This is a genomic window from Streptosporangiales bacterium (assembly GCA_009379955.1).
Taxonomy (GTDB): domain Bacteria; phylum Actinomycetota; class Actinomycetes; order Streptosporangiales; family WHST01; genus WHST01.
Map to the genome: position 1 here is coordinate 1 of WHST01000034.1, position 23,668 is coordinate 23,668.

A 23,668-nucleotide genomic window follows, 5' to 3' on the forward strand; every position below is an offset into this window, starting at 1 on the left:
GCACTGGAGAAAGACGTCCGCGAATGGATCAAGATGTGGAACGAGGACCCGAAACCGTTCGTGTGGAAGAAGACCGCGGAGGAAATCCTCGACTCCCTCGCACGATATATCACACGAATTTCCGGCGGGCGACACTAGGGGGTCAGCGCGCGCCGAGGTCGGCGAAGAGCTTCGCCAGCTTCGGCGTGATGCGCGAGGTGTCGTACTCCGCCACGGTCTCCAGCGCGTGGGCGCCGAGTGCGCGCCTGCGGTCCGGATCGGCGATCAGGTCCGAGAGTGCCCTGGCGAGCGCGCGCCGGTCGCGCGGCTTCACGAGGACGCCGTCGTACCCGTCGGTGAGGATGTCGGCGGGACCGGTGTAGCAGTCGTACGCGACGACGGGGAGTCCGTGCGTCATCGCCTCGAGCAGCACCATCGGGAAGCCCTCGAAACGAGAGCTGAGCACGTAGATCGAGGCCGCCGCCAGCTCGTCGTGGAGCTTCTTGGTCTGGCCCATCAGCCGGACGTGGCCAGTCAGGTCCTTGTCGGCGATCCGCTTCGCGAGGTCGTCCTTGAGGATGCCGCTGCCGAAGATGCGCAGCTCCCAGTCGGGATGCCTGCGGGCGACCCGCGCGTAGGCGTCGATGAGCAGGTCGAAGCCCTTCTGCTTCGTCAGCCTGCCCGCGGCGACGATGACGCGGTTGTCCAGCGGCGCGCGGGCGGCGCCCGCGGTCGGCACCATGTTCGGCAGTAGCTCGGTCCTGACGCCGGGGCCGAGCTCCCGCTCGTACGCCGCGGCGGTCTCCTTGGTGAGCACCGTGACGGCGTCGAGCTTCGGGTACCACTTACGCATGGCGGCGACGAGTCCCGGCCGGTAGGTGCGGAAGTTGAGGTGGTCCTCACCGATCCGCACGACCCCCGACGGGGCGTAGCGTGCCACGACGATGTTCAGTGCGGGCCGCCCGGCGATCACGACGCCGTCGCGAAGGCTGCCGAGGTAGCGCCGCAGCACGAGATCGCTCGCGAGGCTGAACCTGGTGTAGCGAGGCTCGTCCTTCGGGATCGCGCGGCTCCCGTAGCGGGCGAGGAGCCCGTAGATGAACCGATGGCGGGGCCCGCGCCGCTCGTTGATGAGGGTGCGCATCGTGATGCGACGGTCCACGTGGAAGGCGGGGCGCTTGTTCCGCCGGAACAGGCTGACGACCTCGACGTCGTGGCCGGCCTCGGCGAGGGCGTTGGCCTGGTTGAGCATCGACCTGATCGCGCCGCCGACGTTGTAGGCGCTGAGCATGAGGAACCGGATCTTCATGACCGGGTCGTGGCCTCTCGTGGATGGATGTCGAGTGGGTGGACGGTGGTCGGCGGTGGTTCGTCCGGATCCGGCCACGTCGCCTTGGCACCGTACCTGCAGACGGTACCGTCGAAGCGCTGCCACCCTACGACAGCGAAGGAACGTATGAGCCAGCAGGAACCATACCCGCCCGCTCCGATCGGGAATATAACAGTCGTTGCCGCCAAGCCGGTCACGATACCCATCGCACGTCTCGTGGTGGGCATGATCCTCGTGCTGTCCTTCGACGTCATGATCGGGGTCGCGCTCGAGTGGTGGATGGGCGCGATCCTCGTCGCACTCACGCTCGTGCAGTTGCCGTTCCTCAAGCGTGTGGTCGCGAAGCGCGCCGCCCGGCTACCCGACCGGCTCGAGGTGCGGGCCGACAGGATCTCCGCCGTCGTCGGACAGCGCGGCGACGGCAGCGAGCTCACCAGGGTGGACGGCCATCTGCTCGCTGTACGCGACCTCAACGGAGAGCCGCACCTCTACGTGGTCGGCCCGGGTGGCGACAACGGCTCGATCGCCCTCGGCCGGTTCGACGTCGAGAAGGTGGGCGAGGCGGCGCTGGCACACGGCTGGCCGTGGCAGCCGCCGGGCAGCAGCGCCGTGATCCAGCCGCCCACCGCCGCCGAGCCCTCGTTGGCCACGGCACCGGCGCCGGCCGGTCACGAGATCATGGTGCGCGACGGGCGGACCAGGACGGTGCCGTCGAAGCCCGTGCTCACGACGGTGGTCCTGCTGGCGTTGGTGGCGGTGTTCACGCTCGTCGGCGCCGCGGTCACGTTCGGCACGCCCGGCTGGGTATCGGCCACCGCCGTCGTCGTGGCCATCCTCCTGCTCGTCGGCGCCCTCGTCGGCGGCTCGTTCCTGATGGTGCGGCTGTCCCGTGCGACGGTCACCGTCGACCGTGACCGGCTCGCCGTCAAGTACGGCTCGCTGTCGGCGAGCACCGTCCAGCGGTCGTCGATCGCGTCCGGGCAGGCCGGCAGGCGGTGGGTGCGGCTGCGCGACCACCACGGCAAGCAGCTGGTCTGGGTGCCGTTGCGCCCCAAGCGCGACGAGGTGCTCACGGCTCTGCGGTCGTACGGCTGGCCGGTGGACGACGTCGAGACCCGCGTCTGACCGTCAGCGCCAGGGCGGCGGACCCGGCGGCGGACCTTGTGGTGGCGGGCCCTGCGGTCCGCCGGGTCCCCAGCCCGGCGGCGGTCCCTGTGGCGGCGGTCCCTGCGGTGGATCGCCCCAGCCGGGCGGCGGCCCCTGGGGGGCGGGCATCCGTGGCGGCGGTCCCGGCGGCGGTCCCGGTGGCGGCGGCCCCTGCGGAGGCATCGAGATCTGCCCGGTCGGCGGGCCCCAGTCAGGTGCGGGCGCGTGGCCGGCGGGCGGGCCGGCCGGTGCCACGGCCTTGGCGCGGTTGCGGCGCGACGGCTCGCGGAGCTCGAGCGCGATCCGCGTGGCCACGACGAGCACGACGGCCTGGAGCAGCAGGACACAGATGGCGAACAGCCACTGGCTGGTGTTGTGGTTCCACAACGCGTCCTTCGGATCGATCAGTGTGATCGTGCGCAGGTCGACCGTGGCCGCGGCGGCGGCGTAGCCCCAGCGGGACGGGATGAGCCAGGTGAACTGCTCCAGCCCGTTGCGGCCGACGACCTCGAACAGGCCGCCGCAGAGGCCGAGCTGCGTCATCACGATGATGACCAGCACCGGCATCGTCTGCTCGCTGCTCGTCACCAGCGACGACGCGAACAGGCCGAGCACCGTCGACGTGATCGTGAGCAGGGCGATCGCGACCGTCAGCTCCCACCAGCCGAACGGCAGGATGAGGGGATCCTTCGGGAAGTCGCGGCCGGCGAGCCCGAGGAGCAGCAGGATCACCGTCTGCACCACGTTGATCACACCGAAGACGAACAGCTTGCTGCCGAGATATGCCGACGGCGACAGCCCGACCGAGCGTTCTCGCCGGTAGATCGCGGCCTCGCCGACGAGCTCCCTGATCGCCACCGCCGTGCCGGTGAACGCGGCGCCGATGACCAGGACGACCAGCAGCTGCCCGGGCTCGATGCTCCGCTTGATCAACCCCTCGGGCACCGCGAGGCCGCTGTCGCCGGGTACGGCATGGGCGAGCAGGGAGAGCACGACGGGCAGGCCGAGGATGAAGGCGGCGTACGGCTTGTCCGAGAAGGCGACGGAGAGCATGCGCCGGCACAGGATCCAGAATTGTTTGAAGATGTTCTGCTGCCGTGGTGGCGCGGCCATCGCCTTCGCCATCGAGCCGCGCTCGAAGGCGTTCCGCGACTCGGACCCGCCGCCGTACTGCCGGTAGAGCGGGGAGGCGCGGTACGTGTGCTGCCAGCGCTCGGGCTCTTCGGTCACCATCAGGAACACCGACGGGTAGTCGTTCACCCCGAAGTGGTCGAGCAGCGGTTGACCGGGCGGGCCGAAGTACGCGGTCTTCCCTCCGGGGGCGAGCAGCAGCACGCGGTCGCACAGGTCGAGGTTGAGCACGCTGTGCGTGACCACGATGATCGTGTGACCGCCGTCGGACAGGCTGCGCAGCTCGGTCATGACCTGCTTGTCGAGACCGGGGTCGAGGCCCGACGTCGGCTCGTCGAGGAACAGCAGCGACGGGCGGGTGAGCAGCTCGAGCGCGAGCGAGACGCGCTTGCGCTGCCCGCCGGACAGCTTGTCGATCCGCTTCGCCATGTGCTCGGTGAGGCCGAGGGAGGCGCAGGTCTCGGCGACCCGGTGGTTGCGCTCCTGTGCGCTCACGTCGTCGGGGAACCGGAGCGCGGCGGCGTAGTCGAGCGCGCGCTGCACGGTGAGCTTGCGGTGCAGGATGTCGTCCTGCGGGACGAGTCCGATGCGGTGGCGCAGGTCCTCGTAGTTGTCGTAGAGGTCGCGACCCTCGTAGACCACGCGTCCGGTCTGCGCCGGCCTCGCACCGGTGAGGGCGTTGAGCATCGTCGACTTGCCGGCACCCGACGGGCCGACGACCGCGAGCAGGCTGCACTCGTCGAGGGTGAAGCCGACGTGGTCGAGGATGACCTTGCCGTTGTCGACGACGACCGAGAGGTTCTCGGCGCTGAGCGACACCCGGCCCTCGTCGACGTACTCGACGAGCTCGTCGCCGCGTACGACGAACTGGTGGTGGCCGACGGAGAGCAGGTCGCCGGGCCCGAACGGTGCGTGCGAGACCCGCTGGCCGTTGAGATACGTGCCGTTGCGGCTGCCGAGGTCGATGACCTCGAGGCCCTGCGGGGTCCTGCGCACCTCCGTGTGATGGCGCGACACGAGCAGGTCGGAGAGCACCACCTCGTTGTCCGGTGCCCGGCCGAGGCGCGCGCGGGTGGCCACCCGGTGCGTCGACGACGGTTCGCGCGTGCCGAACTGCGGGGCCTCGGCCTGTGCGGCCACGGGGCCGGGTCCGTACGCGGTCGTGCCCTCGGTCATCGGCTGGAGGACGACCAGCGCGCCGTTCGAGGGGTTGCCGAACCGCACCGCGCTCGGCTCGGCGACGCTGAGCCGGACGACCCGGGTCGGGCCGACGAAGCTGCCGTTCCTGCTGCCCAGGTCGCGCAGCGTCCAGCCGCCCTCCTCGTACTGCACCTGTGCGTGGTGGCGCGAGATCCGCGGGTCGTCGAGCACGACCGTGCAGTCGGGGCTGCGTCCGATGAGGACCGCCTGGTCGGGCCGGTACTCCGTCGTGTTGCCGTCGACGAGGACGAGGAGCGAGTCGGCTCCTGGCGCCTGACGACCGGGGGGACCGGGCTGGGGGTACGCCGGCTGCTGGTTCGGGTAGTTCACCACAGCCCGGAACGCTACCAGCGTCGGGTCACAGCGCAGGAGCTCGACGAGCTCATCGGAGGTAGGGACCGTGACGCGACCGCACCACGCTGTGGCCCGTCCACGGTTCCTGCCGTAGGTGAGGGAGAAGGCGGGCGCGTAGGAGTGGCGTCAGCCTGCCTCAGCGATGACGGCGCGGACGTGGGCACGGTGCTTCGCCCAGGGCACCTCGGACCACGAGGGTCGGTCGGCGCCGATCCGCTTGGCATAGAGGCGCAGGGCGGTGACGCGCGTCACCGCGTCGTCGAGGCGCTTCTCGGTGATCCGGCCGGACGCCGCGGCGTCGAGGAGCGCGTCGTACGCGGCGCCGAGGTCGGCGGGCATCAGGACGACGTCCTCGCCGGCGAGGACGGAGCGCACGGCCGCCTCGCCCGCGCCGAACTTCCCGACGATGGGCTCCATCAGCTGCGAGTCGGTGAACGTCACGCCGCGGAAGCCGAGGTCGTCGCGCAGCATGCCGGTGACGACCTTCCTGCTCACCGACGACGCGGTGCCCGGGTCGACGGCGCGGACGTCGAGATGGCCGCTGAGCACCGCGGGCACCCGGTCGGCGATCGCGGCCCGGAACGGGACGAGGTCGATCCTCTTCAGCTGCGCCGTGGACCTGGTCACCGCGGGCAGCTCCTCGTGGCTGTCGCCGCCGGCGCTGCCGTGGCCGGGGAAGTGCTTGACCACCGGGACGATGCCCGCCTCGCGGTAGCCGTCGACCGCCGCGGTCGTCATGGCGGCCGCAGCCTTCGGCCCGGCGGCGTACGCGCGGCTGCCGATCGCGGGGCTGTCGAAGCCGACGTCGGCGACGGGTGCGAAGTCGAGGGTGAAGCCCATCGCGCGCAGCTCGGTGCCGTTGTCGAAGGCCAACTGCCTGGCGTTGCCCGGCCTGCCCGTCTTCCCGATCGTGCGTGCGGGCGGGAACGTCGTCGCGCCGTCCTTCACGCGCTGGACGATGCCGCCCTCCTGGTCGATGCCGATGATCATCGGCAGGTCGGTGTTGGCGGAGCTCTTCCTCGCGGCCGCGGCGAGCCCGTCGTTGAGTCGCTTGACCTGCCGGGCGTCGGTGATGTTGGGGCTCATCACGATGGCTCCCGCGAGGTGGTACCTGGTGACCGCCCGCGCCATGCTCCGCACACCGAGCGTCTGGCTGTTGGTGCTCGCCTCGTCGGAGGTGACGTCGGTGGCCGACCGTCCGGCGAACTGCGGCATCAGCAGGCTGCCGACCTTCTCCTTGCGCGACATCCCGGCGACCCGGCGCTGCGCGTCGGCCAGCTCGTCGGCGGACGGGCCCCACCCACCGGGCACGGCGTCCGTCGCCGTGGCGGTCGGCGTCGGCGTCGACGGAGCGGGCGACGGGTTGGTCGCGAGGGTCGTGTCCGGTGGCTCCGGTTCGTCGGCACCGGCCGAGCAGGCACTGCCGGCCACCAGAGCGGCGGTCACGAGGACGGCGACGAACGCGCGGCGCATAGGTGCGGAGACCTCCGGGGGTCGACGGCGGCTCTCATCGTCGCAGGACAGCGCCTCAGCGCCGCAGCCTGGGTATCGCCGCGATCAGCTGCGCGGTGTACGGGTCGCGCGGGCTCGCGTACACCTGCTGGGTCGGCCCGGTCTCGACGATCTCGCCGTCGCGCATGACCGCGACGCGGTCGGTGAGGTAGCGGACGACGGCGAGGTCGTGCGAGACGAGCAGGAGGGTGAGCCCGTACACGCGGGTCAGGTCGACCAGGAGGTCGAGTATCTGCGCGCGGACGGACACGTCGAGCGCGGAGACCGGTTCGTCGGCGATGAGCGCGTGCGGACGGGGCGCGAGCGCGCGGGCGATGGCGATGCGCTGGCGTTGGCCGCCGGAGAACTGGTGCGGGTAGCGGCGTGCCGCGTCGGGCGGGAGGCCGACGGCGTCGAGCACCTCGTGCACCCGGTGCCGGTGGTCGCCGGGCACGCCGAGGCCGTGCAGCGGCTCGCGCACGATGTCGTGCACGCGCATGCGCGGGTCGAACGAGCCCATCGGGTCCTGGAAGACGAGCTGCATCTGGCGCCGCAGGAACGGCAGGTTGGCGCCGGTGTCGATGCGCCTGCCCGCGAAGGTGATCGTGCCCCTGGTCGGCCGGTCGAGGCCCATCAGCAGCCGGCCGAGCGTGCTCTTGCCCGACCCCGACTCGCCGACGATGCCGAACGTCTCGCCGGCCGCGACGTCGAGGCTGACGCCGCGGAGCGCGTGGACCGGCGGCTGGGCGCTGAACAGCGGGGAACGGAACACGCGGGCGACGTCGCGTACCTCGATGAGCGGCTGGTTCATGGGCCACCGCCCTCGGCCGGCGCGGTGAGACGGCTGCGCGGCGGCACCGTCGTGAGGTCGGAGACCGCGAGCAGGCCCGCGGTGTACGGGTGCGCGGGACGGGCGAAGACCTGCGCGGCGTCGCCGGTCTCGACGACCCGTCCGGCGCGCATCACGACCACGCGCTCGCACATCTGCGACACGACCGCGAGGTCGTGGGTGATGAACAGCAGCGAGGTCTGGTGCTCGGTGACGAGTCCGCGCAGCAGGTCGAGCACGGCGGCCTGCACGGTCACGTCGAGCGCGGTCGTCGGCTCGTCGCAGATGAGCAGCCCGGGGTTGTTGACCATGGCCATCGCGAGCACGACGCGTTGCCGCTGGCCGCCGGAGAGCTGGTGGGGATAGACCCGGAACAGGGTGGCGGCGCGCGGCAGCTGGACGGCCTCGAGCAGTCGCAGGGCGGCGGACCTCGCCGCGGCGGCGGTCACCCGGCGGTGCAGGCGCACGACCTCCGCCACCTGCCGGCCGACGGGCATCAGCGGGTCGAGCGCGGTCATCGGCTCCTGGAAGACCATGGCCATCTCCGCGCCGCGCAGCGACGCGATCCGCCTCTCGTCGCGGCCGAGCAGCTCGCGCCCGCCGAGCATGACCGACCCGGTCGTGCGGCTGCGCTCGGGCAGCAGTCCCATGACGGCGAGCGCGGTCATGGACTTGCCGGAGCCCGACGCCCCGATGAGCCCGACGCGCTCGCCCGCGCCGACCGTGAGGCTCACGTCCTCCAGTACCGGCGTGCCGCCGATGCGGAGCGACAGGCCGGTGATCTCGAGGAGGGCACTCACGGGCGGACGTCCTCGAGCCGCGGGTCGAGGACGTCGCGCAGGCCGTCGCCGAGCAGGTTGAACCCGAGCACCGCGAAGGCGATCGCAAGGCCGGGCCACAGCGCGAGCTGCGGTGCGGTGAAGAGGTACGTCTGCGCCTCCTGAAGCATGCGTCCCCAGGTGGGCGCCGTCGGCGTCGTCGACAGGCCGAGGTACGAGAGCGCGGCCTCGGCGAGGATCGCGATGCCGAACGCCACCGAGGTCTGCACGAGCACGACCGGCATGACGTTGGGCAGGACGTGGCGGAACGCGATCGACGGCGGGCCGCACCCGCTCGCACGCGCCGCGACGACGTAGTCGCGCGACATCACCTGCAGGGTGGCCGCACAGGTGAGCCGGGCGAACACCGGGATCGTCGCGATGCCCACCGCGACCATGGCCGTGACGATCGACGGCCGGAACGCCGCGGCGAACACGACCGCGAGCAGCAGGGCGGGGAACGCGTAGAGGATGTCGTTGCCGCGCATGACCAGCTCTGTCGCCCAGGGCGGCAGCATGCCGGCGACGATCCCCAGCGGGATGCCGACGACGCCGGCCACCGTGACCGCGATGATGCCGATGAGCAGCGTGATGCGCGAGCCGTACATGAGGCGGGTGAGCACGTCGCGGCCGAGCTGGTCGGAGCCGAGCAGGTGCTCGGGTCCGGGTGAGGCGAGCACGCGGGCCGGGTCGACGTCGTTCGGGTCGATCGGCAGGGCGAACGACGCCAGCGCGCTCACCACCGTGAGCCCGACGAGGACAGCGCCGACGATCAGGGACCCCCGCCGCGAGCGCTCGGCATCGGGAGCGGTGCCGGCGAGGTCGGTCAGCGCGAGGTCGGGGCCCCCTGTGGTCATAGGCCCACGCACCCGCTTCCTCGCTCGCCTCCGGCAGGTGCCGCGACAGTGCCCTGCCCGGTCACCCGCGCATCGCGACCCCTACCTGCGGCTCGCTCGTCAGCTCCTGTGCTCATCGCGCACCTCGCAGCCGCGGGTCGACGACGGTATAGAGCAGGTCGACGACGAGGTTGACGACGAGGACGAAGCAGACGAGGAGCATCACCGCGCCCTGCACGACGAGCATGTCGCGCGCCGAGACTGCCTGCAGCAGGAGCCGGCCGAGGCCGGGCAGGGCGAACACGTTCTCCACCACGATCGCGCCGACCAGCAGCGTGGTGAGCTGCAGGCCGAGGACGGTGAGCACCGGGATCGCCGCGTTGCGCAGCCCGTGTCGCAGCAGCGCGCCTCCCGTCGTGCGACCGACGGCCCGCGCGGTGCGGATGAAGTCCTCGCGCATGATCTCGAGCACCGACGAGCGCACGTACCTGCTGAGCACGGCGCCCTGCACGAGGGCGAGCGCGAGCGCCGGCAGCACCAGGTGGTGCAGCCAGTCGAGCGGGTCGGTGGTGAACTGCACGTACCCGTTGGCCGGGAACCACCGCAGCTTCACGGCGAACACGAACACGAGCAGGATGCCCGCCCAGAACGCCGGCACGGCCATGCCCGCCTGGCTCAGCGCGGAGAGGAGCGTGCCGCTGATCCTGCGGTGACCGAGCGCGGCGAGGGTGCCGAGCGGCACGGCCAGGACGAGCGCCAACAGCATGCCGAGGACGACGAGCGACAGCGTGACGCCGAGCCGTTCGGCGAGCTGGCCGCCGACGTCGGTGCGGGAGACGTACGACGTGCCGAAGTCGCCGAACGGCAGGCCGGTGACCCAGTCGAGGTACTGCACGAGGAACGGCCGATCCGTGCCGAGCTGGCTGCGCAGCTGCTCCACCGCCTCCGGCGTGGCGCGCAGCCCGAGCAGGATGCGCGCGGGATCTCCCGGCAGCACCGCGCACAGGGTGAACGTCGCGACGGAGGCGACCCACAGGCTCGCGACGAAGACGATCAGCCGCCGGACGGCCTGGAGCAGACCGGTCATACCTTCTTCAGCTTCGCGACCTCGAAGGACAACGACACGGCGTTGCGCGGGTAACCCGTGACGCCCTTCTTGGCGACGATGAGGTTGGGCAGCAGGAACAGCCACCCGCTCGCGGCGTCGGTAGAGATCCGCTCCGCCACCCGGCGCATGTACGTCACCTGCTGCTCGGGCGTGCCACGGTCGGCAGCGGCGAGCCAGGAGCGCACCCGGGCGTCGTCGTAACGCCAGTAGTAGTCGGCATTGCCGTACTGCACGATGTCGCGCGGCTCGACGTGGGAGACGATCGAGAGGTCGTAGTCGGCCTGGGTGAACACGACGTCGATCCAGCGGGCGGGGAACTCCAGCTCGCTGACGTCGCACTCGATGCCGACCTTCTTCAGCTGCGCAGCGATGAACTGCCCGGACGCGGTCGCGTAGGGCAGGGTCGGCAGCTTCATCGTCAGCTTCAGGTTCTCCTGCCCGGCCTCCTTCAGCAGCCGCCTGGCCTTCGCCGGGTCGTACGGGTGGGTGTCCGCGAGGTCCTCGTACCACGGGTCGGTGGGCGGCACCATGCTGCCGAGCAGCTTGCCGTGGCCCGCCCACACGGTCTTCACCAGCGCCTCACGGTCGATCGCGTGGGTGATGGCGCGGCGCACGCGCTCGTCCTTCAGCGGACCTCGCGAGTCGTTCATGCCGAGGACGACCTCGCCGTTGGTCGTGCCCTCGGTGACGGTGAACCGCGACGTGTCGTCGAACTGCTTCAGCGTCTGGGGCGCCTGCACGTTGCTGATGATGTCGAGGTCGTCGGCGAGCATCGCGTTGTTCATCGCGTTCGGGTCGTCGAAGTAGCGGAAGACCACGGTGGCGACGGATGGCTTGTCGCCCCAGTACTTCTCGTTGCGCTGCAACGTAATGCTCGTGCCCCGGCTCCAGCGCTGCATGGTGTACGGACCGGTGCCGACCGGCTTCGTGGCGAGGTCGCCGACCGCGTCCTCGTCGAGGATCGCGCCGGTCGAGCTCGTCATGTCGTAGAGCCACGCGTTGCTCGGCCGACTCAGCGTGACCACGACCTGGTCGTCACCCTTCGCCTCGACCGACTCGACCGGCGCCATCTGGGCCTTGAACGGGTGCTTGGAGTCCTTCGCGCGTACCCGGTCGAGGCTGAACACGACGTCGTCGGGCGTCAGCTCCTTGCCGTTGCCGAACGTCACGCCCGAGTGCAGCGTGAACGTGTAGGTCTTCCGGTCCTTCGAGAGGTCGTACCTCTCCGCCAGCAACGGGACGACCTTGCCGGTCTCGTCGACCTTCACGAGCGTCTCGTAGACGTTGTAGAGCAGCACCTGCGGGATCGCCGCCACCGACGTGGTGGTGAGGTCGAGTGTCGAGGGCTCCGCGGTGGCGCCGATCGTCACCGTCGAGTCGGCGGCGGTGTCGTCGCCCGACCCGCCACAGGCCGCCGTCGCGGCGAGGGTCACGCCGGTGAGGGCGAGTGCCACTCTGCGCCGCAGGAGGCCGTGGGTACCCGGGTCCCGCCGAGTCCGGCCGCGTCGCACCTGCACTGGACCTCCCTGCGGGCCGTCAGAAGGCCGACGGGCAGATCTCGCGATAGGACCGCAGCCCGCCCACCGACGAAGCGGAGACTACCGCGTCGCGCACCGCGAAGCTGAACGCGTCGGCGGCGACGCGGAGCAGCCGGTCGTACGCTCGCACGTCGTCGATCCCGACGTCACAGGACGACAGCGCGAAGACCGTGTCGCCGTCGAACATCGTGTGTGCGGGACGGATCGCCCTGGCCAGCCCGTCCTGGGCGATGGCCGCGACCTTCTGGCACTGCGCCTTGTCGAGCGTCGCGTCGGTGAGGACGACGCCGAGCGTGGTGTTGAGCGGACGGTCCTTCGGCTTCGGTAGCCGGTCGCGCTCCGCCGGGAGCGGCGTCGCCAGGGTGTGGTCGAGGTCGGCGTAGAGGCGCCCGGTCACGGGGTCGACGGCGGAGCCGACCGCGTTGACCACGGCCAGCGCCGCGACGGTGGCGCCCTCGGTGCGCAGGACGGCCCACCCGACGCCGCCCTTCAGGCCACCGACGGTCGCGCCGGCTCCGGCGCCGACCACGCCCCGTGCCGGCGGCCGGTCGGCCGTCACCGGTTCCGCGGCCTCGCAGGCCAGGCGGCCGAACTCGGCGTCGGGCCGGTGGCCGTGCTTCCCGAGGTCGAGGTCGAAGATCACCGCGCCGGGCACGATGGGCACGACGAGCGACGGATCGGAACCCACCGGCCAGCCCCGGCCGCGCTCGGCGAGCCAGTGCATCGCCCCCGATGCAGCGTCGAGGCCGTACGCGCTGCCGCCGCTGAGCACCACGGCGTCGACGCGGTCGACGAGGTTGCGGGGTTCGAGCAGGTCGGTCTCGCGCGTGCCGGGAGCGCCACCGCGCTGGTCGACGCCGCCGACCGTGCCCGGCGGGCACAGGACCACCGTGGTGCCGGTGAGCCAGCCGTCGCCGATCCGATGGTGGTGGCCGACGGCGAACCGTCCGTTCATCAGGTCGCGCGACCGCCGTCGGCCCTGCGCTGCTTGCGCTTCGAGCCCTGCTGCGGCGCGGGCTGTTCCGGTGCGGGCTGCTCCGGCGGCGTCTGGTCGGGTCGCTCCCGGATCGCGTGCGGGTCGCCAAGGAAGTGGTGGGCCGCGCGGACGTACACCTCGGTCTTGCGCATGATGTCGTCGACCTCGACGTGCTCGTCGGCCTGGTGGGCGATCCACTTGTCGCCGGGGCCGTAGACGACGACGGGGAGACCCGCGTCGCGCCACAGGATGGTGCCGTCGGTGGCGCCGGGCACGCCGCCGATCTGCGGATTGATGCCGGTGACGTCGCGGTGGCCGGCGAACACGGCCCGCACGACCGGGGAGTCCTCGGGAGTCTCGGTGGCCGGCCGGTCGTCGAGCACCGTGACACCGCCGCCGACCCAGCCGACGAACGCGTACTCCTCGACCGCGGACGCGATCTCGCCGATGAGCGTGGCGTGGTCGACACCGGGGATGGTGCGCACGTCGAGCGCCAGCACGCCGTCGGTCGGCGAGACGTTCATCTGGGCGAGGTCGCCACCGCCGATGACCGTGGGGGTGACGGTGACCGTGCCGAGGGTCGGGTGGCGACCGTGCCTGCGTCGCAGCTCGGCCTCGTGCGCGGCCGCCCAGACGAGCAGCCGGCCGAGGACGGGGATCGGGTTGGCGCCCTGGTCGGGCATCGCGCCGTGGGCCATCCGGCCGCGGATGTCGATCCGCAGCCTGATGCTGCCCCTGGAGGTGGTGCACAGCTCCTCTGCCTCGGGCTCGCCGACGATCGCGGCGTCGCAGTCGGCCGCGTGTCCCTGGGCGACGAAGTGCTTGACGCCCAGCATCATGCCCTCTTCGTCGCACAGCGCGGCCACCTTGAGCCGGCCGGGGAACGGTCCGCCGCGCTCGATGGCGCGAGCGGCGTGCAGCATCGCGGCGAGTCCGGACTTCATGTCCGCGCTGCCGCGACCGTAGAGGCGGCCGTCACGCACCTCGGCGGAGAACGGCGGGACGGACCACGCGTCCTCGGGTGCCTCGCTGACGACGTCGGTGTGCCCCTCGAACAGCAGGGTGGGTCCCGGCGAGCCGCCGTCGATCACCGCGTGGACGTTGGGCCGGCCGGGCTCGATCTCCTCGATGACCGGTTGCCAGCCGAACTGCCGCATCGTCTCGGCGACGACCGCGGCCGCGGGTGCCTCGGAGCGCTTGCGGGCGGGGTCGTGCACGCTCGGCACCCGGACCAGGCGGCGGGTGAGCTCCACCACCTCGGCGAGGTCGACGCCAGGCCAGCCGCTCGACTGTGCGGCGGGCTCGTTCGCGGGGTCCTCCCCTTGACTGGCCACCAGGCGAGCGTAGATCAACGGAGGGTGTCGGTGACGCGCGGTTCCTACCGAAGTGTGGCGATCCGTGCGTCATCCTCACGTGGCGTAGGGCGGGAGAACGCCGCATGAGGGGGCCTGACGGTACCGCGGGTCAGACGCTCCGCAAGACGGCCACCACCTTGCCGAGCACGGTGGCCTGGTCGCCGGGGATGGGCTCGTACGCGGGGTTGTGCGGCATCAGCCACACGTGACCGTCGCGCCGCTTGAGGGTCTTCACGGTCGCCTCGCCGTCGATCATCGCGGCGACGACGTCGCCGTTCTCGGCGTCTTCCTGCTGCCGGACGACGACCCAGTCGTCCTCGCAGATGGCAGCCTCGATCATCGAGTCACCGCGGACCTTGAGGAGGAACAGCGTGCCGTCGCCGACGACCTGGCGCGGTAGTGGGAAGACCTCCTCGACCGACTGCTCGGCGAGGATGGGCCCGCCGGCCGCGATCCGGCCGACCACGGGCACGTAGGCCGCCTCGGGACGGCTCTCCCCGCTCTCGGTCTCGTCGTACGGTGACGCCGCGGGTGCCCGGCCACCGCCCGGCAGCCGCATCTCGACCGCCCGCGGCCGGTTGGCGTCGCGGCGCAGGTATCCCTTGGTCTGCAGCTGGCGCAGCTGGTGCGACACGCTCGACACCGACGTGAGGCCGACGGCCTCGCCGATCTCACGCATCGACGGCGGGTATCCCCGCTCCTGCACCGAGGCCCTGATCACCTCGAGCACGCGGTGCTGGCGCGGGGTGAGCCCGGAGGAGTCGGGCGGGCCGTCGGGCAGCTCGCGCACCTCGCCGCCGGACCCCGCTGTGCCGGACACTGCTCTGCCAGATGCCGTCTTGCCCGCTCCGGTCGCCTTGCCCTTGGTCACGGCTCCTCCTCGCTCTCGGTGATCGAAACAGTAGCCCTCGGCAGGCGACGCTTCAAACATTTGTTCGATGGTGTGTCGCAATTGTCGGCGGCACCTGATACAACATCGTACGTACGTTCGATCGAACGCGTGTTCGCCATCGAACACCAATAAAACGGACAGGCACGTGCGGGAGGAAACCAGCATGAGCGTCGCCCTCGATGTCTCCCCGGTGGTCGACGGTGGTCGTGGTGACCGGCAGGCACGGCTGCGCGCGGTACCCGATCTGCCCGCCGGGCGGGCGTCCGGCCGCAGATGGCGGCTCACCCGGCGGGGCCGGGCGGTGGTGCTCGGCGTGCTCGTCGCGCTGCTCACCGCGGCGGTCGTCGGCCTGGGTGCCGCGCGATACGGCAACGCCGCACCCACGCCGGGCGCGGAGCGGGTCACGGTGACCGTCGGCGAGGGCGACACGCTCTGGTCCATCGCGGCCGCGGCCGCACCGCAGGCCGACCGCAGGGCCACGGTCGACCGGATCGTCGAGGTCAACGGGCTCGACGGCTCGCGCATCGAGCCCGGCCAGCGGCTCGTGGTGCCGGTCGACACGCCGTAGGTCGCCGATCGGTCGGAGCAAGACCCGGCTGACCTGGGCAAACGACGGCACATCCGGGTGCCGGGTGAATCGACGAGTCCCCCGACTTGCATCCCTGCAGGGGAATGCCTACCGTACCCCCATATGTTGTAGTTACACGGATGTAAGTTCTCCACAGGTTGTGTTCATCGGTCCACAGTTCCTCCACAGCTCTTCCACAGGAAGAGCACGGTGGTCCCCAGGATCGTCCACATGGAGGGGGTGTCGGGCTCGTGCACTGCCCGTTCTGCCATCACCCTGACACCCGCGTCATCGACAGTCGGGTCAACGACGACGGCACGCTGATCAGGCGCCGCCGGCAGTGTCCCGAGTGCGGTCGCCGCCTCACCACGACGGAGACCGTGACGCTGAACATCGTCAAGCGGTCGGGCGCCGCCGAGCCGTTCACCCGCGACAAGGTGATCTCGGGCGTGCGCAAGGCCTGCAAGGGGCGGCCGGTGGGCGTCGACGCGCTCGCGCGTCTGGCGCAGCAGGTGGAGGAGGACATCCGGGGGAGAGGTGCCGCCGAGATCCCGAGTCACGAGGTCGGTCTCGCCGTCCTCGAGCCGTTGCGGGAGCTCGACGAGGTCGCCTATCTCAGGTTCGCGTCCGTCTATCGGGGATTCGAGTCGCTCGCCGACTTCGAGGCGGAGATCGCGGCGCTGCGGCAGGTGGCGGTAGACCGCGCCGAGCGCCTTCTGGTCGGCCAGGGGAGCTGACCGCGCACGACCCAGCACACAGCAGGAACACGCATCACGTCCAACGCGCATCACGCGCCACATCAGCACCACCGGCCTCGCCAGGCACTGGCGGCGGGGAGCTGTCCGGGGGGACCAGTGACGGAGGAGGAAGATCGCATGACGGAGACGGTGAGCGGCCCGACGCAGGACTCCGAGGGGAAGTCCCGGCCGGCGTCGAAGTCGCGGGGACTGCGCGTGCAGCGCGTCTTCACCACGGCCGGCAAGCACCCGTACGACGAGGTCGAGTGGGTGCGGCGTGACGTCGTCATGGCGAACTGGAAAGACGGCTCGATCACCTTCGAGCAGCGTGGGGTCGAGTTCCCCGCATCCTGGAGTCAGAACGCCGTCAACATCGTGACGAGCAAGTACTTCCGCGGCGCGGTCGGTACGCCGGCGCGGGAGACGAGCCTGCGGCAGATCGTCGACCGCGTGGTCGACACGTACGTGAAGGCGGGTCGGGAGCACGCCTACTTCGCCGGCGACGACGACGCGCAGCTCTTCGAGCACGAGCTCAAGTGGATGCTCGTCAACCAGGTCTTCAGCTTCAACAGCCCGGTGTGGTTCAACGTCGGCACCGCCGCGCCGCAGCAGGTGAGCGCGTGCTTCATTCTGTCGGTCGACGACACCATGGAGTCGATCCTCGACTGGTACAAGGAAGAGGGCTTCATCTTCAAGGGCGGCTCCGGAGCCGGCCTCAACCTCTCGCGCATCAGGTCCAGCAAGGAGCTGCTCTCCTCCGGCGGCACCGCGAGCGGACCCGTGTCGTTCATGCGCGGTGCGGACGCGTCCGCCGGCACCATCAAGTCCGGTGGCGCGACCCGCCGCGCGGCGAAGATGGTGATCCTCGACGTCGACCACCCCGATGTCGAGGAGTTCATCGACACGAAGGCGCACGAGGAGAAGAAGATCCGGGCCCTTCGCGACGCCGGGTTCGACATGGAGATGGCGGGCAAGGACTCCAGCTCGGTCCAGTACCAGAACGCCAACAACTCGGTCCGTGTCACCGACGAGTTCATGCGTGCCGTCGAGCGCGACGAGGAGTTCGGTCTGCGGTCCCGCCTCACCGGCGACGTGATCGAGAAGGTTCCCGCGCGCGGCATCTTCCACAAGATGACCCAGGCGGCGTGGGAGTGCGCCGACCCCGGCATCCAGTACGACGACACGATCAACGATTGGCACACCTGCCCGGAGACCGGGCGCATCACCGCGTCGAACCCGTGCAGCGAGTACATGCACCTCGATAACTCCAGCTGCAACCTCGCGAGCATGAACCTCATGTCGTTCCTCCGCGAGGACGACACGTTCGACGTCGACAGGTTCCGCAAGGCGGTCGAGCTGGTCATCACCGCGATGGACATCTCGATCTGCTTCGCCGACTTCCCCACCGAGAAGATCGGCGAGACGACGCGGGCATACCGCCAGCTCGGCATCGGCTACGCCAACCTCGGCGCGCTGCTCATGGCGACCGGGTACGGCTACGACTCCGAGGGCGGCCGCGCGCTCGCGGCCGGCATCTCGTCACTGATGACCGGCACCGCGTACAAGCGCTCCGCGGAGCTGGCGGCCGCCGTCGGCCCGTACGCCGGCTACGCGCGCAACGCCGCCGCGCACAAGCGGGTGATCCGCAAGCACGCCGCCGCCAACGACGCGGTCCGCTACGTCGGCGACGAGGACCGCAGGCTGCTCCGTGCGGCCGCGGAGGTGTGGGCAGAGTCGGTCAGCCTCGGCGAGCAGACGGGCTACCGCAACGCGCAGGCGTCCGTCATCGCGCCGACCGGCACGATCGGCTTCATGATGGACTGCGACACGACCGGCATCGAGCCGGACTTCTCGCTGCTCAAGTTCAAGAAGCTCGTCGGCGGTGGGTCGATGCAGATCGTCAACCAGACCGTGCCGCGGGCACTGCACAAGCTCGGCTACCAGCAGGAGCAGGTCGAGGCGATCGTCGAGTACATCTCCGAGCACGGACACGTCATCGACGCGCCCGGCCTGCGCACCGAGCACTACGAGATCTTCGACTGCGCGATGGGCGAGCGGGCGATCAAGCCGATGGGCCACGTGCGGATGATGGCCGCGGTGCAGCCGTTCGTCTCCGGCGCGATCTCCAAGACCGTGAACATGCCGGAGCAGTCGACGGTCGAGGACGTCCGCGACATCTACGAGCAGGGCTGGCGGCTCGGGCTCAAGGCACTGGCGATCTACCGCGACAACTGCAAGGTCGGCCAGCCGCTGTCGACGGGCAAGACCTCGGCCGCGAAGGCTGACAAGGTCGAGGAGGTCGCGACCCGGCCGACCAGGAAGAAGCTGCCGAAGCAGCGGCCCGCGACGACGACCAAGTTCTCGGTCGCCGGCGCGGAGGGGTACATGACCGCGGGCTCGTACCCCGACGACGGTCTCGGTGAGGTGTTCCTCAAGCTCGGCAAGCAGGGTTCGACGCTCGCCGGCGTGATGGACGCGTTCTCCATCGCGATCTCGATCGGCCTGCAGTACGGCGTGCCGCTCGAGACGTTCGTCCGGCAGTTCACCAACCTGCGGTTCGAGCCGGCGGGTCTCACCGACGATCCCGACGTCCGCATGGCGCAGTCGATCATGGACTACGTCTTCCGGCGGCTCGCGCTCGACCACCTGCCGTACGAGACGCGGGCGGCGATGAACATCCTCAGTGTCGCCGAGCGCAACGCGGCGCTCGACGCAGCCGGCTCCCCGGCGTCGACGTCGGACGACGTCGACACCGAGTCGCTGGCCCAGTCCGCCGCGGTCTCGGACGGCGAGGCCGACGCGCCGCGCGAGACCAAGGCCGCCAACGTCGGCTCGTCCGCGGAGCTGATGGAGGCCGTCCAGGGCAAGCTTGCCGACGCGCCGATGTGCTTCACCTGCGGCACGAAGATGCGTCCGGCCGGCAGCTGCTACGTCTGCGAGGGCTGCGGCAGCACCAGCGGCTGCAGCTAGTATCGCGCCTCCCGCGCGCCGAAGGGCGCCGTCACCTTGCGGTGGCGGCGCCCTTTCGTCGCGTACGGGTCAGGCCGGCCGCGCCGACCTGCGCAGGCCGGTCTGCTTGCGTGGCTTGAAGACCGCCAGCGTCGTCGCGATGAGGAGCATGACGACCTGCGTCGACAGCACGGCGACCTGCTCCCACTGCCGCGCGGTCGTCAGCGTGCCGTCCGCCACGCCGACCGCCGACGACTCGGGGGTGAACAGGAACATCCCGACGCAGATCACCGCGATGTTCAGCACGAGCTTGACGAAGACCCAGTAGTACCGCACCAGGCCCCAGGGACTCCTGACCGCGAGGATGATGCCGGTCGCCAGGCTGGCGAGGCTGAGCGGGATGCCGCCCAGGAACACCAGCCGGCTCATCAGCTGGTACGCGGACTGCGCGAGCACGGGGTCGTCGGCCAGCGTCGCGGTGAGGTTGAGTACCACCAGCCCCCACACCTCGCCGAGCAGCGCGACCGACGCGACGATATGCACCACCAGGAGCGCCTTACGGGGCGCGCGGCTCCGCCGCCTCGTGGCGACCGGATCGACCGGGGGAGCGGTAACGGACACGGTGTCCTCCTCCTCGAATGACATCCGCATCATGCCCGAGACATATCAGGGATGACATCGTCCCGGCGACGTATCCGTCCCTACGTCGTCGAACGGAGCGAGGGATGCTCATGACGGTGCTCGCCGAGAACTCCGTACGCGAGAAGGTGCAGTCCGGCGCCGATCGACCCGGTCGAGAGGCCGAGCTCGTGGCGCTGGTGGGAGAAGACCTCGGGGGCGAGGGGGGCGAGCAGGGTGTCGACGAGCGCGTCGCTTCCGGGGACTCGTGCCTCGGTGAGCAGCGCGTGCACGTGCGCGCGCCAGAAGTCGTACGCGCCGGTGGCGAACCTTGCGGTCCCGGCCTCCGCGCCGAGCACCAGGTGCACATGCTGGTCGAGGAGGGTCACCATCGCGTCGTAGAAGGCGGCGAGGCGCTCGGCCGGGGGAGCCCCGGGTCCCAGCGGAGGGGCACCGCCGAGCAGCTGCGCCTGCACCTCGCGTTCGTGCTCGTCGAGGAGTGCCCTGGCGATCGAGGCGACGTCCGGGTAGCGGCGGTAGAGCGTGCCCCTGCCGACTCCGGCGGCGCGCGCGATCTCGCCCATGGTGACGCGCGGACCTCGTTCGCGGAACAGCCGCTGCGCGGCGGTCAGGACCCGTGCCCGGTTGCGCGCCGCGTCCGCACGCTCGGGGACGTGACCGCCCGGTTCCTCCAGGGGCTCGCCCGACAGCAGGTCGATCCGTCCCGGCATCCCCGCACCCTAATCGTAACTGGACGCCGCGTCCAGTTACGAACTAGGGTGCGGTTCAACCGGACACCGTGTCCGATTATCGGGAGGTGCTCGATGGCTCGCCTGCTCCACCTCGACTCCAGTGCGCGACGACGCTCGTTCTCGCGGCAGCTCACCGAGCGGTTCGCCGCCCGGTGGGCGGCCGCTGACCCGGGCGGCACGTACGAATACCGCGATCTCGCCGCCGAACCCGTGCCGCCCATCGGGCAGGCGTGGACGGAGATCTGCGACTACCTGCTCGCTCATCGCGTCACGGCGATCGAGCGCTTCGGCGAGGCGGTACGGACGCAGGAGCAGAAGGTGGCCTGGGACGTCGTCGAGCCACTGCTCGACGAGCTCGTCCGAGCGGACGTCGTCCTGGTCGGTGCGCCGATGTACAACTACTCGATCCCGGCGGCGCTGAAGGCCTGGCTCGACCAGGTCACCTTCCCGCGGATGTCGTTGGCGGGTCGGTCCTTCGTCGTCGTGAACGCCAGAGGCGGTTCGTACCTGCCTGGCGCTCCGAAGGCCCGGTATGACTACCAGGAGCGCTACCTGCGTGACTTCCTCGCTGGCCACTTCGCGGTCGAGGACGTGACCTTCGTCGACTCCGAGCTGACCAACGCCCTCGTCGATCCGGTGCTCGACGACCTGCGCGGCGCGCAGGTCGCCTCCCACGACGCCGCCCGCATGCGGGTCGATGCCGTGGTGGCCGACCTGAGCGCGCGCCACGCGGTGCGGTCGCCGGCATGAGCTGGTTGACTCTCATCCTCGCCGGCCTGGTCGAGGTCGCCTGGTCGCAGAGCATCAGGCCGACGAACGGCTTCACCCGGCCGTTGCCGACGCTGCTGTGCCTGGTCCTGTGTGCGGCCGCGGTCTATCTGCTGTCGAGGGCGATGCAACACCTACCGGTCGGCACGGCGTACGCGGTCTTCACCGGCATCGGCGCCGTGGGCGCGATCGTGCTGGGGATCCTCGTGCACGGCGACGAGATCAGCGCCGGTCGCCTAGGCGCGGTGGGGCTCATCGTCGCCGGGATCGTCCTCGCCCGCGTGACCGCGGTCGAGTAGCGCGGACAGCGTCGCGTCACGGTCGGCGGATGCCGGGAGCTGACGCGAAGCGCCGGTGTCGATCGGGACGCCGGCCTCGCACAGCGGGCACGCGTCCGCCGGGTAGACGTTGCTCGGCACCTCGGTGAGGTACACCTGCGGAACTCCGAGTCGCGCACCGACGTGCGGGCCGTACGGCCCGCATGCGACGAGGCTGCCGACCGCCACGACCGTCGCACCCCGGTCGGCGAGCGCCGCCGCGGTGGACATCGTCGCCGACCCGAGGTTGACGGCGTCGTCGACCACGAGCGCGCGCAGACCGTCCACCGCGATCTCCCGCGGGATGGCATAGCGAGGGCCGGGTTCCCTGCGGGCGTACGTGAACCGCATCCCGAGCGTGGCCGCCACCCACTGCGCGACGAACGCGCCGCCGTCCAGCGGGCCGCAGGCGATGTCCGCCGGGAAGCGGCGGAGACGCTCGGCGAGCGCCTCGGCCTCCCGGGCCAGCCGGTCCGGATACGAGACGAGCTCGTCGAGCAGTAACCACGTGTCGCCATGGTGACCGGACTCGAAGACGAAGTGGCCCGTGCGGGAGAGCGTCACCCGACCAGTGTCGCCGTCCGGCGGTCAGCGGATGGCGGAGAGGTGGGCGAAGACGACGATGTTGTCGACGTAGTGCCCGTTCGCGAACGCGCCGCCGCAGGTGATCAGCCGCAGCTCGGCGGCGCGGCTGGGGCCGTAGACGAGGTCGGAAGGGAAGTCGTTCTTGGAGTACTGCCGGGTGGCGTGCACGGTGAACACCGCCGTACGGCCGTCTGCCCGCGCGACCTCGATCGCGTCGCCGGGGGCGAGCTCACCCAGGTCGTAGAAGACCGCGGGTCCGTCGGACCAGTCGACGTGCCCGGCGATCACCGAGGTGCCGCGCTGGCCGGGGGTCGCCAGGGCGTCGTACCAGCCGGCCTCGGACCCGGTGTCGGGAGCGTCGAGGACGCCGTCCTTGCCCATCGAGAGCCCGACGAGATCGGCGTCGACGTCGATCGCCGGGACGCGGACCGCGGTCGGCCTCGAGCGGGGCAGCGACTCGGTGTCGGTGCGCCCCCGCCAGCTGGTCTCCCCGGCACCGCTCAGCTCGCCGGCCGAGGTGACGCGGGGCTGCGCCGGCCACAGCAGCTGGTAACCGGTGACGCCGAGGACGACCAGCCCCGCGACGACGACGAGGCTCGCCGCCACATGGGCGACGCGGCGCCCGCCGCCGCGCGGGGTATGCGGTCCGGTGCCGTCGCCCCTCATGCCGCCCTGCGGCGGCCGGCGGGGCGGGTGCCGCGCAGGCGGAGCAACACGGCGGTGCCGCCCACGACGAACGCCGCGCCGAGCAGGACCACCGCGGGGTTCGGCCCATGGGAGGTGCTGCCGCTCCCGGCCGCGACGCCACCGGTGGGCGTCGCCCGCGGGCTGCCGGCGTTGGTGGTGCCGTCGGGTCCAGACGGGGTCGCGACCGGACGGGGTGACACCTCCTGCGTCGGGGTGTTGACGATGGGGTTGCCGCCGTCGTCGCTCGGCGAGTCGCCCGGTGGCTCCCAGCCCGGAGGCGGGGTGTTGGGCCCGAACGCGTCCTGCGGCATCTTCGGCAGGGTGCCCGGCGACGTGGACGACGGACCGTCGGCCGGTGGCCGGTTCGTCGACGGGTCGTCGGACGACGGCTCGCTCGGCCGCGGGCTGCTGTCGCCGCCGCCGTTGCCACCGCCGCCGTCCCCGCCGTTGTCACCGTCACCGGGGTCGCTGGGTGACGGGTCGTCCGGCGGGTCGCTGGGCCGGGGCTCGGTGGTCTGCGACTGGGTCGAGGTCGGCGAGTCGTCGGCCGGCTCGCTCGGGTTCGCGGTCTGGGTGCTCGACTCGGAGGTCGAGGCGGACGGTGATTGGGCCGCGGTCGCCAGCGGGGCGACTCCCAGGCCGAACAGCGTGAGTCCGGCGGTGAGGGCGGCGGCTTGCACGGATCGTCTGACCCACGGGGCCAT

23 protein-coding genes and 1 pseudogene are annotated in these 23,668 nt (G+C 71.1%); 7 read left to right on the plus strand and 17 right to left on the minus strand.

Going from position 1 to position 23,668, the window contains the following annotated elements; genetic code table 11:
• A partial coding sequence (locus GEV10_12525; protein ID MQA79281.1) for an IS630 family transposase occupies window positions 1–138 on the plus strand: 138 nt, incomplete at its 5' end.
• A gap of 4 nt (window positions 139–142) precedes the next feature.
• Here GEV10_12525 and GEV10_12530 read toward each other — a convergent pair.
• Window positions 143–1,288, minus strand: a complete 1,146-nt coding sequence (locus GEV10_12530) for a glycosyltransferase (protein ID MQA79282.1) — start codon at window positions 1,286–1,288, stop codon at window positions 143–145.
• A gap of 147 nt (window positions 1,289–1,435) precedes the next feature.
• Here GEV10_12530 and GEV10_12535 point away from each other — a divergent pair, with 147 nt between their 5' ends.
• Complete coding sequence (locus GEV10_12535) at window positions 1,436–2,434, plus strand: hypothetical protein (GenBank protein MQA79283.1); 999 nt, start codon at window positions 1,436–1,438, stop codon at window positions 2,432–2,434.
• A 333-nt stretch (window positions 2,435–2,767) separates the two neighbouring features.
• Here GEV10_12535 and GEV10_12540 read toward each other — a convergent pair.
• The 11 genes and pseudogenes from GEV10_12540 to lexA all read right to left on the minus strand — a co-directional run bounded on the left by GEV10_12540 (window position 2,768) and on the right by lexA (window position 15,022).
• Window positions 2,768–5,116 (minus strand): annotated as a pseudogene (locus tag GEV10_12540) (FHA domain-containing protein).
• Window positions 5,117–5,266: 150 nt separating this feature from the next.
• A complete protein-coding gene (locus GEV10_12545) occupies window positions 5,267–6,388 on the minus strand; it encodes a beta-hexosaminidase (protein ID MQA79284.1) in 1,122 nt (373 codons plus the stop codon).
• Window positions 6,355–6,546 (minus strand): hypothetical protein, encoded by a 192-nt coding sequence (locus GEV10_12550; GenBank protein ID MQA79285.1) that lies wholly within the window; start codon window positions 6,544–6,546, stop codon window positions 6,355–6,357. Before GEV10_12550 ends, GEV10_12545 begins: the two co-directional genes overlap by 34 nt.
• 122 nt (window positions 6,547–6,668) lie before the next feature.
• Complete coding sequence (locus GEV10_12555; protein ID MQA79286.1) at window positions 6,669–7,442, minus strand: ATP-binding cassette domain-containing protein; 774 nt, start codon at window positions 7,440–7,442, stop codon at window positions 6,669–6,671.
• Window positions 7,439–8,260, minus strand: a complete 822-nt coding sequence (locus GEV10_12560) for an ATP-binding cassette domain-containing protein (GenBank protein ID MQA79287.1) — start codon at window positions 8,258–8,260, stop codon at window positions 7,439–7,441. The genes GEV10_12555 and GEV10_12560 overlap by 4 nt, the downstream gene beginning before the upstream one ends.
• Entirely contained in the window at window positions 8,257–9,135 is an 879-nt protein-coding gene (locus GEV10_12565; GenBank protein MQA79288.1) for an ABC transporter permease subunit, read from the minus strand. Before GEV10_12565 ends, GEV10_12560 begins: the two co-directional genes overlap by 4 nt.
• Window positions 9,136–9,247: 112 nt before the next feature.
• On the minus strand, window positions 9,248–10,201 hold the full coding sequence (locus tag GEV10_12570; GenBank protein MQA79289.1) for an ABC transporter permease subunit: 954 nt from the start codon (window positions 10,199–10,201) through the stop codon (window positions 9,248–9,250).
• Window positions 10,198–11,655: an ABC transporter substrate-binding protein gene (locus GEV10_12575; protein MQA79290.1), complete on the minus strand. Its 1,458-nt coding sequence runs from the start codon at window positions 11,653–11,655 to the stop codon at window positions 10,198–10,200. The genes GEV10_12570 and GEV10_12575 overlap by 4 nt, the downstream gene beginning before the upstream one ends.
• Before the next feature lie 103 nt (window positions 11,656–11,758).
• Window positions 11,759–12,715: a hypothetical protein gene (locus GEV10_12580; GenBank protein ID MQA79291.1), complete on the minus strand. Its 957-nt coding sequence runs from the start codon at window positions 12,713–12,715 to the stop codon at window positions 11,759–11,761.
• The gene (locus tag GEV10_12585; protein ID MQA79292.1) at window positions 12,715–14,070 is read right to left on the minus strand and encodes an ArgE/DapE family deacylase; all 1,356 of its coding nucleotides are present in this window, start codon (window positions 14,068–14,070) and stop codon (window positions 12,715–12,717) included. The genes GEV10_12580 and GEV10_12585 overlap by 1 nt, the downstream gene beginning before the upstream one ends.
• A 130-nt stretch (window positions 14,071–14,200) precedes the next feature.
• Window positions 14,201–15,022, minus strand: a complete 822-nt coding sequence (gene lexA, locus GEV10_12590) for a transcriptional repressor LexA (GenBank protein MQA79293.1) — start codon at window positions 15,020–15,022, stop codon at window positions 14,201–14,203.
• Window positions 15,023–15,146: 124 nt separating this feature from the next.
• Between lexA and GEV10_12595 the strand changes: the two genes are divergently transcribed.
• From GEV10_12595 to GEV10_12605, 3 genes are all read left to right on the plus strand, one after another.
• Window positions 15,147–15,551, plus strand: a complete 405-nt coding sequence (locus GEV10_12595; GenBank protein ID MQA79294.1) for a LysM peptidoglycan-binding domain-containing protein — start codon at window positions 15,147–15,149, stop codon at window positions 15,549–15,551.
• A 251-nt stretch (window positions 15,552–15,802) separates the two neighbouring features.
• Window positions 15,803–16,288: a transcriptional repressor NrdR gene (gene nrdR / locus GEV10_12600; protein MQA79295.1), complete on the plus strand. Its 486-nt coding sequence runs from the start codon at window positions 15,803–15,805 to the stop codon at window positions 16,286–16,288.
• A 138-nt stretch (window positions 16,289–16,426) separates the two neighbouring features.
• Entirely contained in the window at window positions 16,427–19,258 is a 2,832-nt protein-coding gene (locus tag GEV10_12605) for a vitamin B12-dependent ribonucleotide reductase (GenBank protein MQA79296.1), read from the plus strand.
• 69 nt (window positions 19,259–19,327) lie between these two features.
• Here the strand turns inward: GEV10_12605 and GEV10_12610 are convergent, their stop codons facing one another.
• Entirely contained in the window at window positions 19,328–19,891 is a 564-nt protein-coding gene (locus tag GEV10_12610; GenBank protein ID MQA79297.1) for a DUF2269 family protein, read from the minus strand.
• A gap of 47 nt (window positions 19,892–19,938) precedes the next feature.
• Window positions 19,939–20,586 (minus strand): TetR family transcriptional regulator, encoded by a 648-nt coding sequence (locus GEV10_12615; protein ID MQA79298.1) that lies wholly within the window; start codon window positions 20,584–20,586, stop codon window positions 19,939–19,941.
• Between the two features lie 93 nt (window positions 20,587–20,679).
• On the opposite strand from GEV10_12615, the gene GEV10_12620 reads away from it, so the two are divergent.
• Together GEV10_12620 and GEV10_12625 are read left to right on the plus strand one after the other, a co-directional pair.
• Window positions 20,680–21,357, plus strand: coding sequence for an FMN-dependent NADH-azoreductase (locus GEV10_12620; protein ID MQA79299.1), 678 nt, complete (start codon window positions 20,680–20,682; stop codon window positions 21,355–21,357).
• The gene (locus GEV10_12625) at window positions 21,354–21,674 is read left to right on the plus strand and encodes a hypothetical protein (GenBank protein MQA79300.1); all 321 of its coding nucleotides are present in this window, start codon (window positions 21,354–21,356) and stop codon (window positions 21,672–21,674) included. The genes GEV10_12620 and GEV10_12625 overlap by 4 nt, the downstream gene beginning before the upstream one ends.
• Here GEV10_12625 and GEV10_12630 read toward each other — a convergent pair.
• Genes GEV10_12630 through GEV10_12640 form a run of 3 tightly spaced genes read right to left on the minus strand, consistent with a single transcriptional unit; the run spans window position 21,612 to window position 23,668 of the window.
• On the minus strand, window positions 21,612–22,256 hold the full coding sequence (locus GEV10_12630) for an orotate phosphoribosyltransferase (GenBank protein ID MQA79301.1): 645 nt from the start codon (window positions 22,254–22,256) through the stop codon (window positions 21,612–21,614). The two genes, GEV10_12625 and GEV10_12630, sit on opposite strands and share 63 nt — an antisense overlap.
• A 24-nt stretch (window positions 22,257–22,280) precedes the next feature.
• A complete protein-coding gene (locus GEV10_12635; protein ID MQA79302.1) occupies window positions 22,281–22,943 on the minus strand; it encodes a class F sortase in 663 nt (220 codons plus the stop codon).
• Window positions 22,940–23,668 (minus strand): hypothetical protein, encoded by a 729-nt coding sequence (locus GEV10_12640; GenBank protein MQA79303.1) that lies wholly within the window; start codon window positions 23,666–23,668, stop codon window positions 22,940–22,942. The genes GEV10_12635 and GEV10_12640 overlap by 4 nt, the downstream gene beginning before the upstream one ends.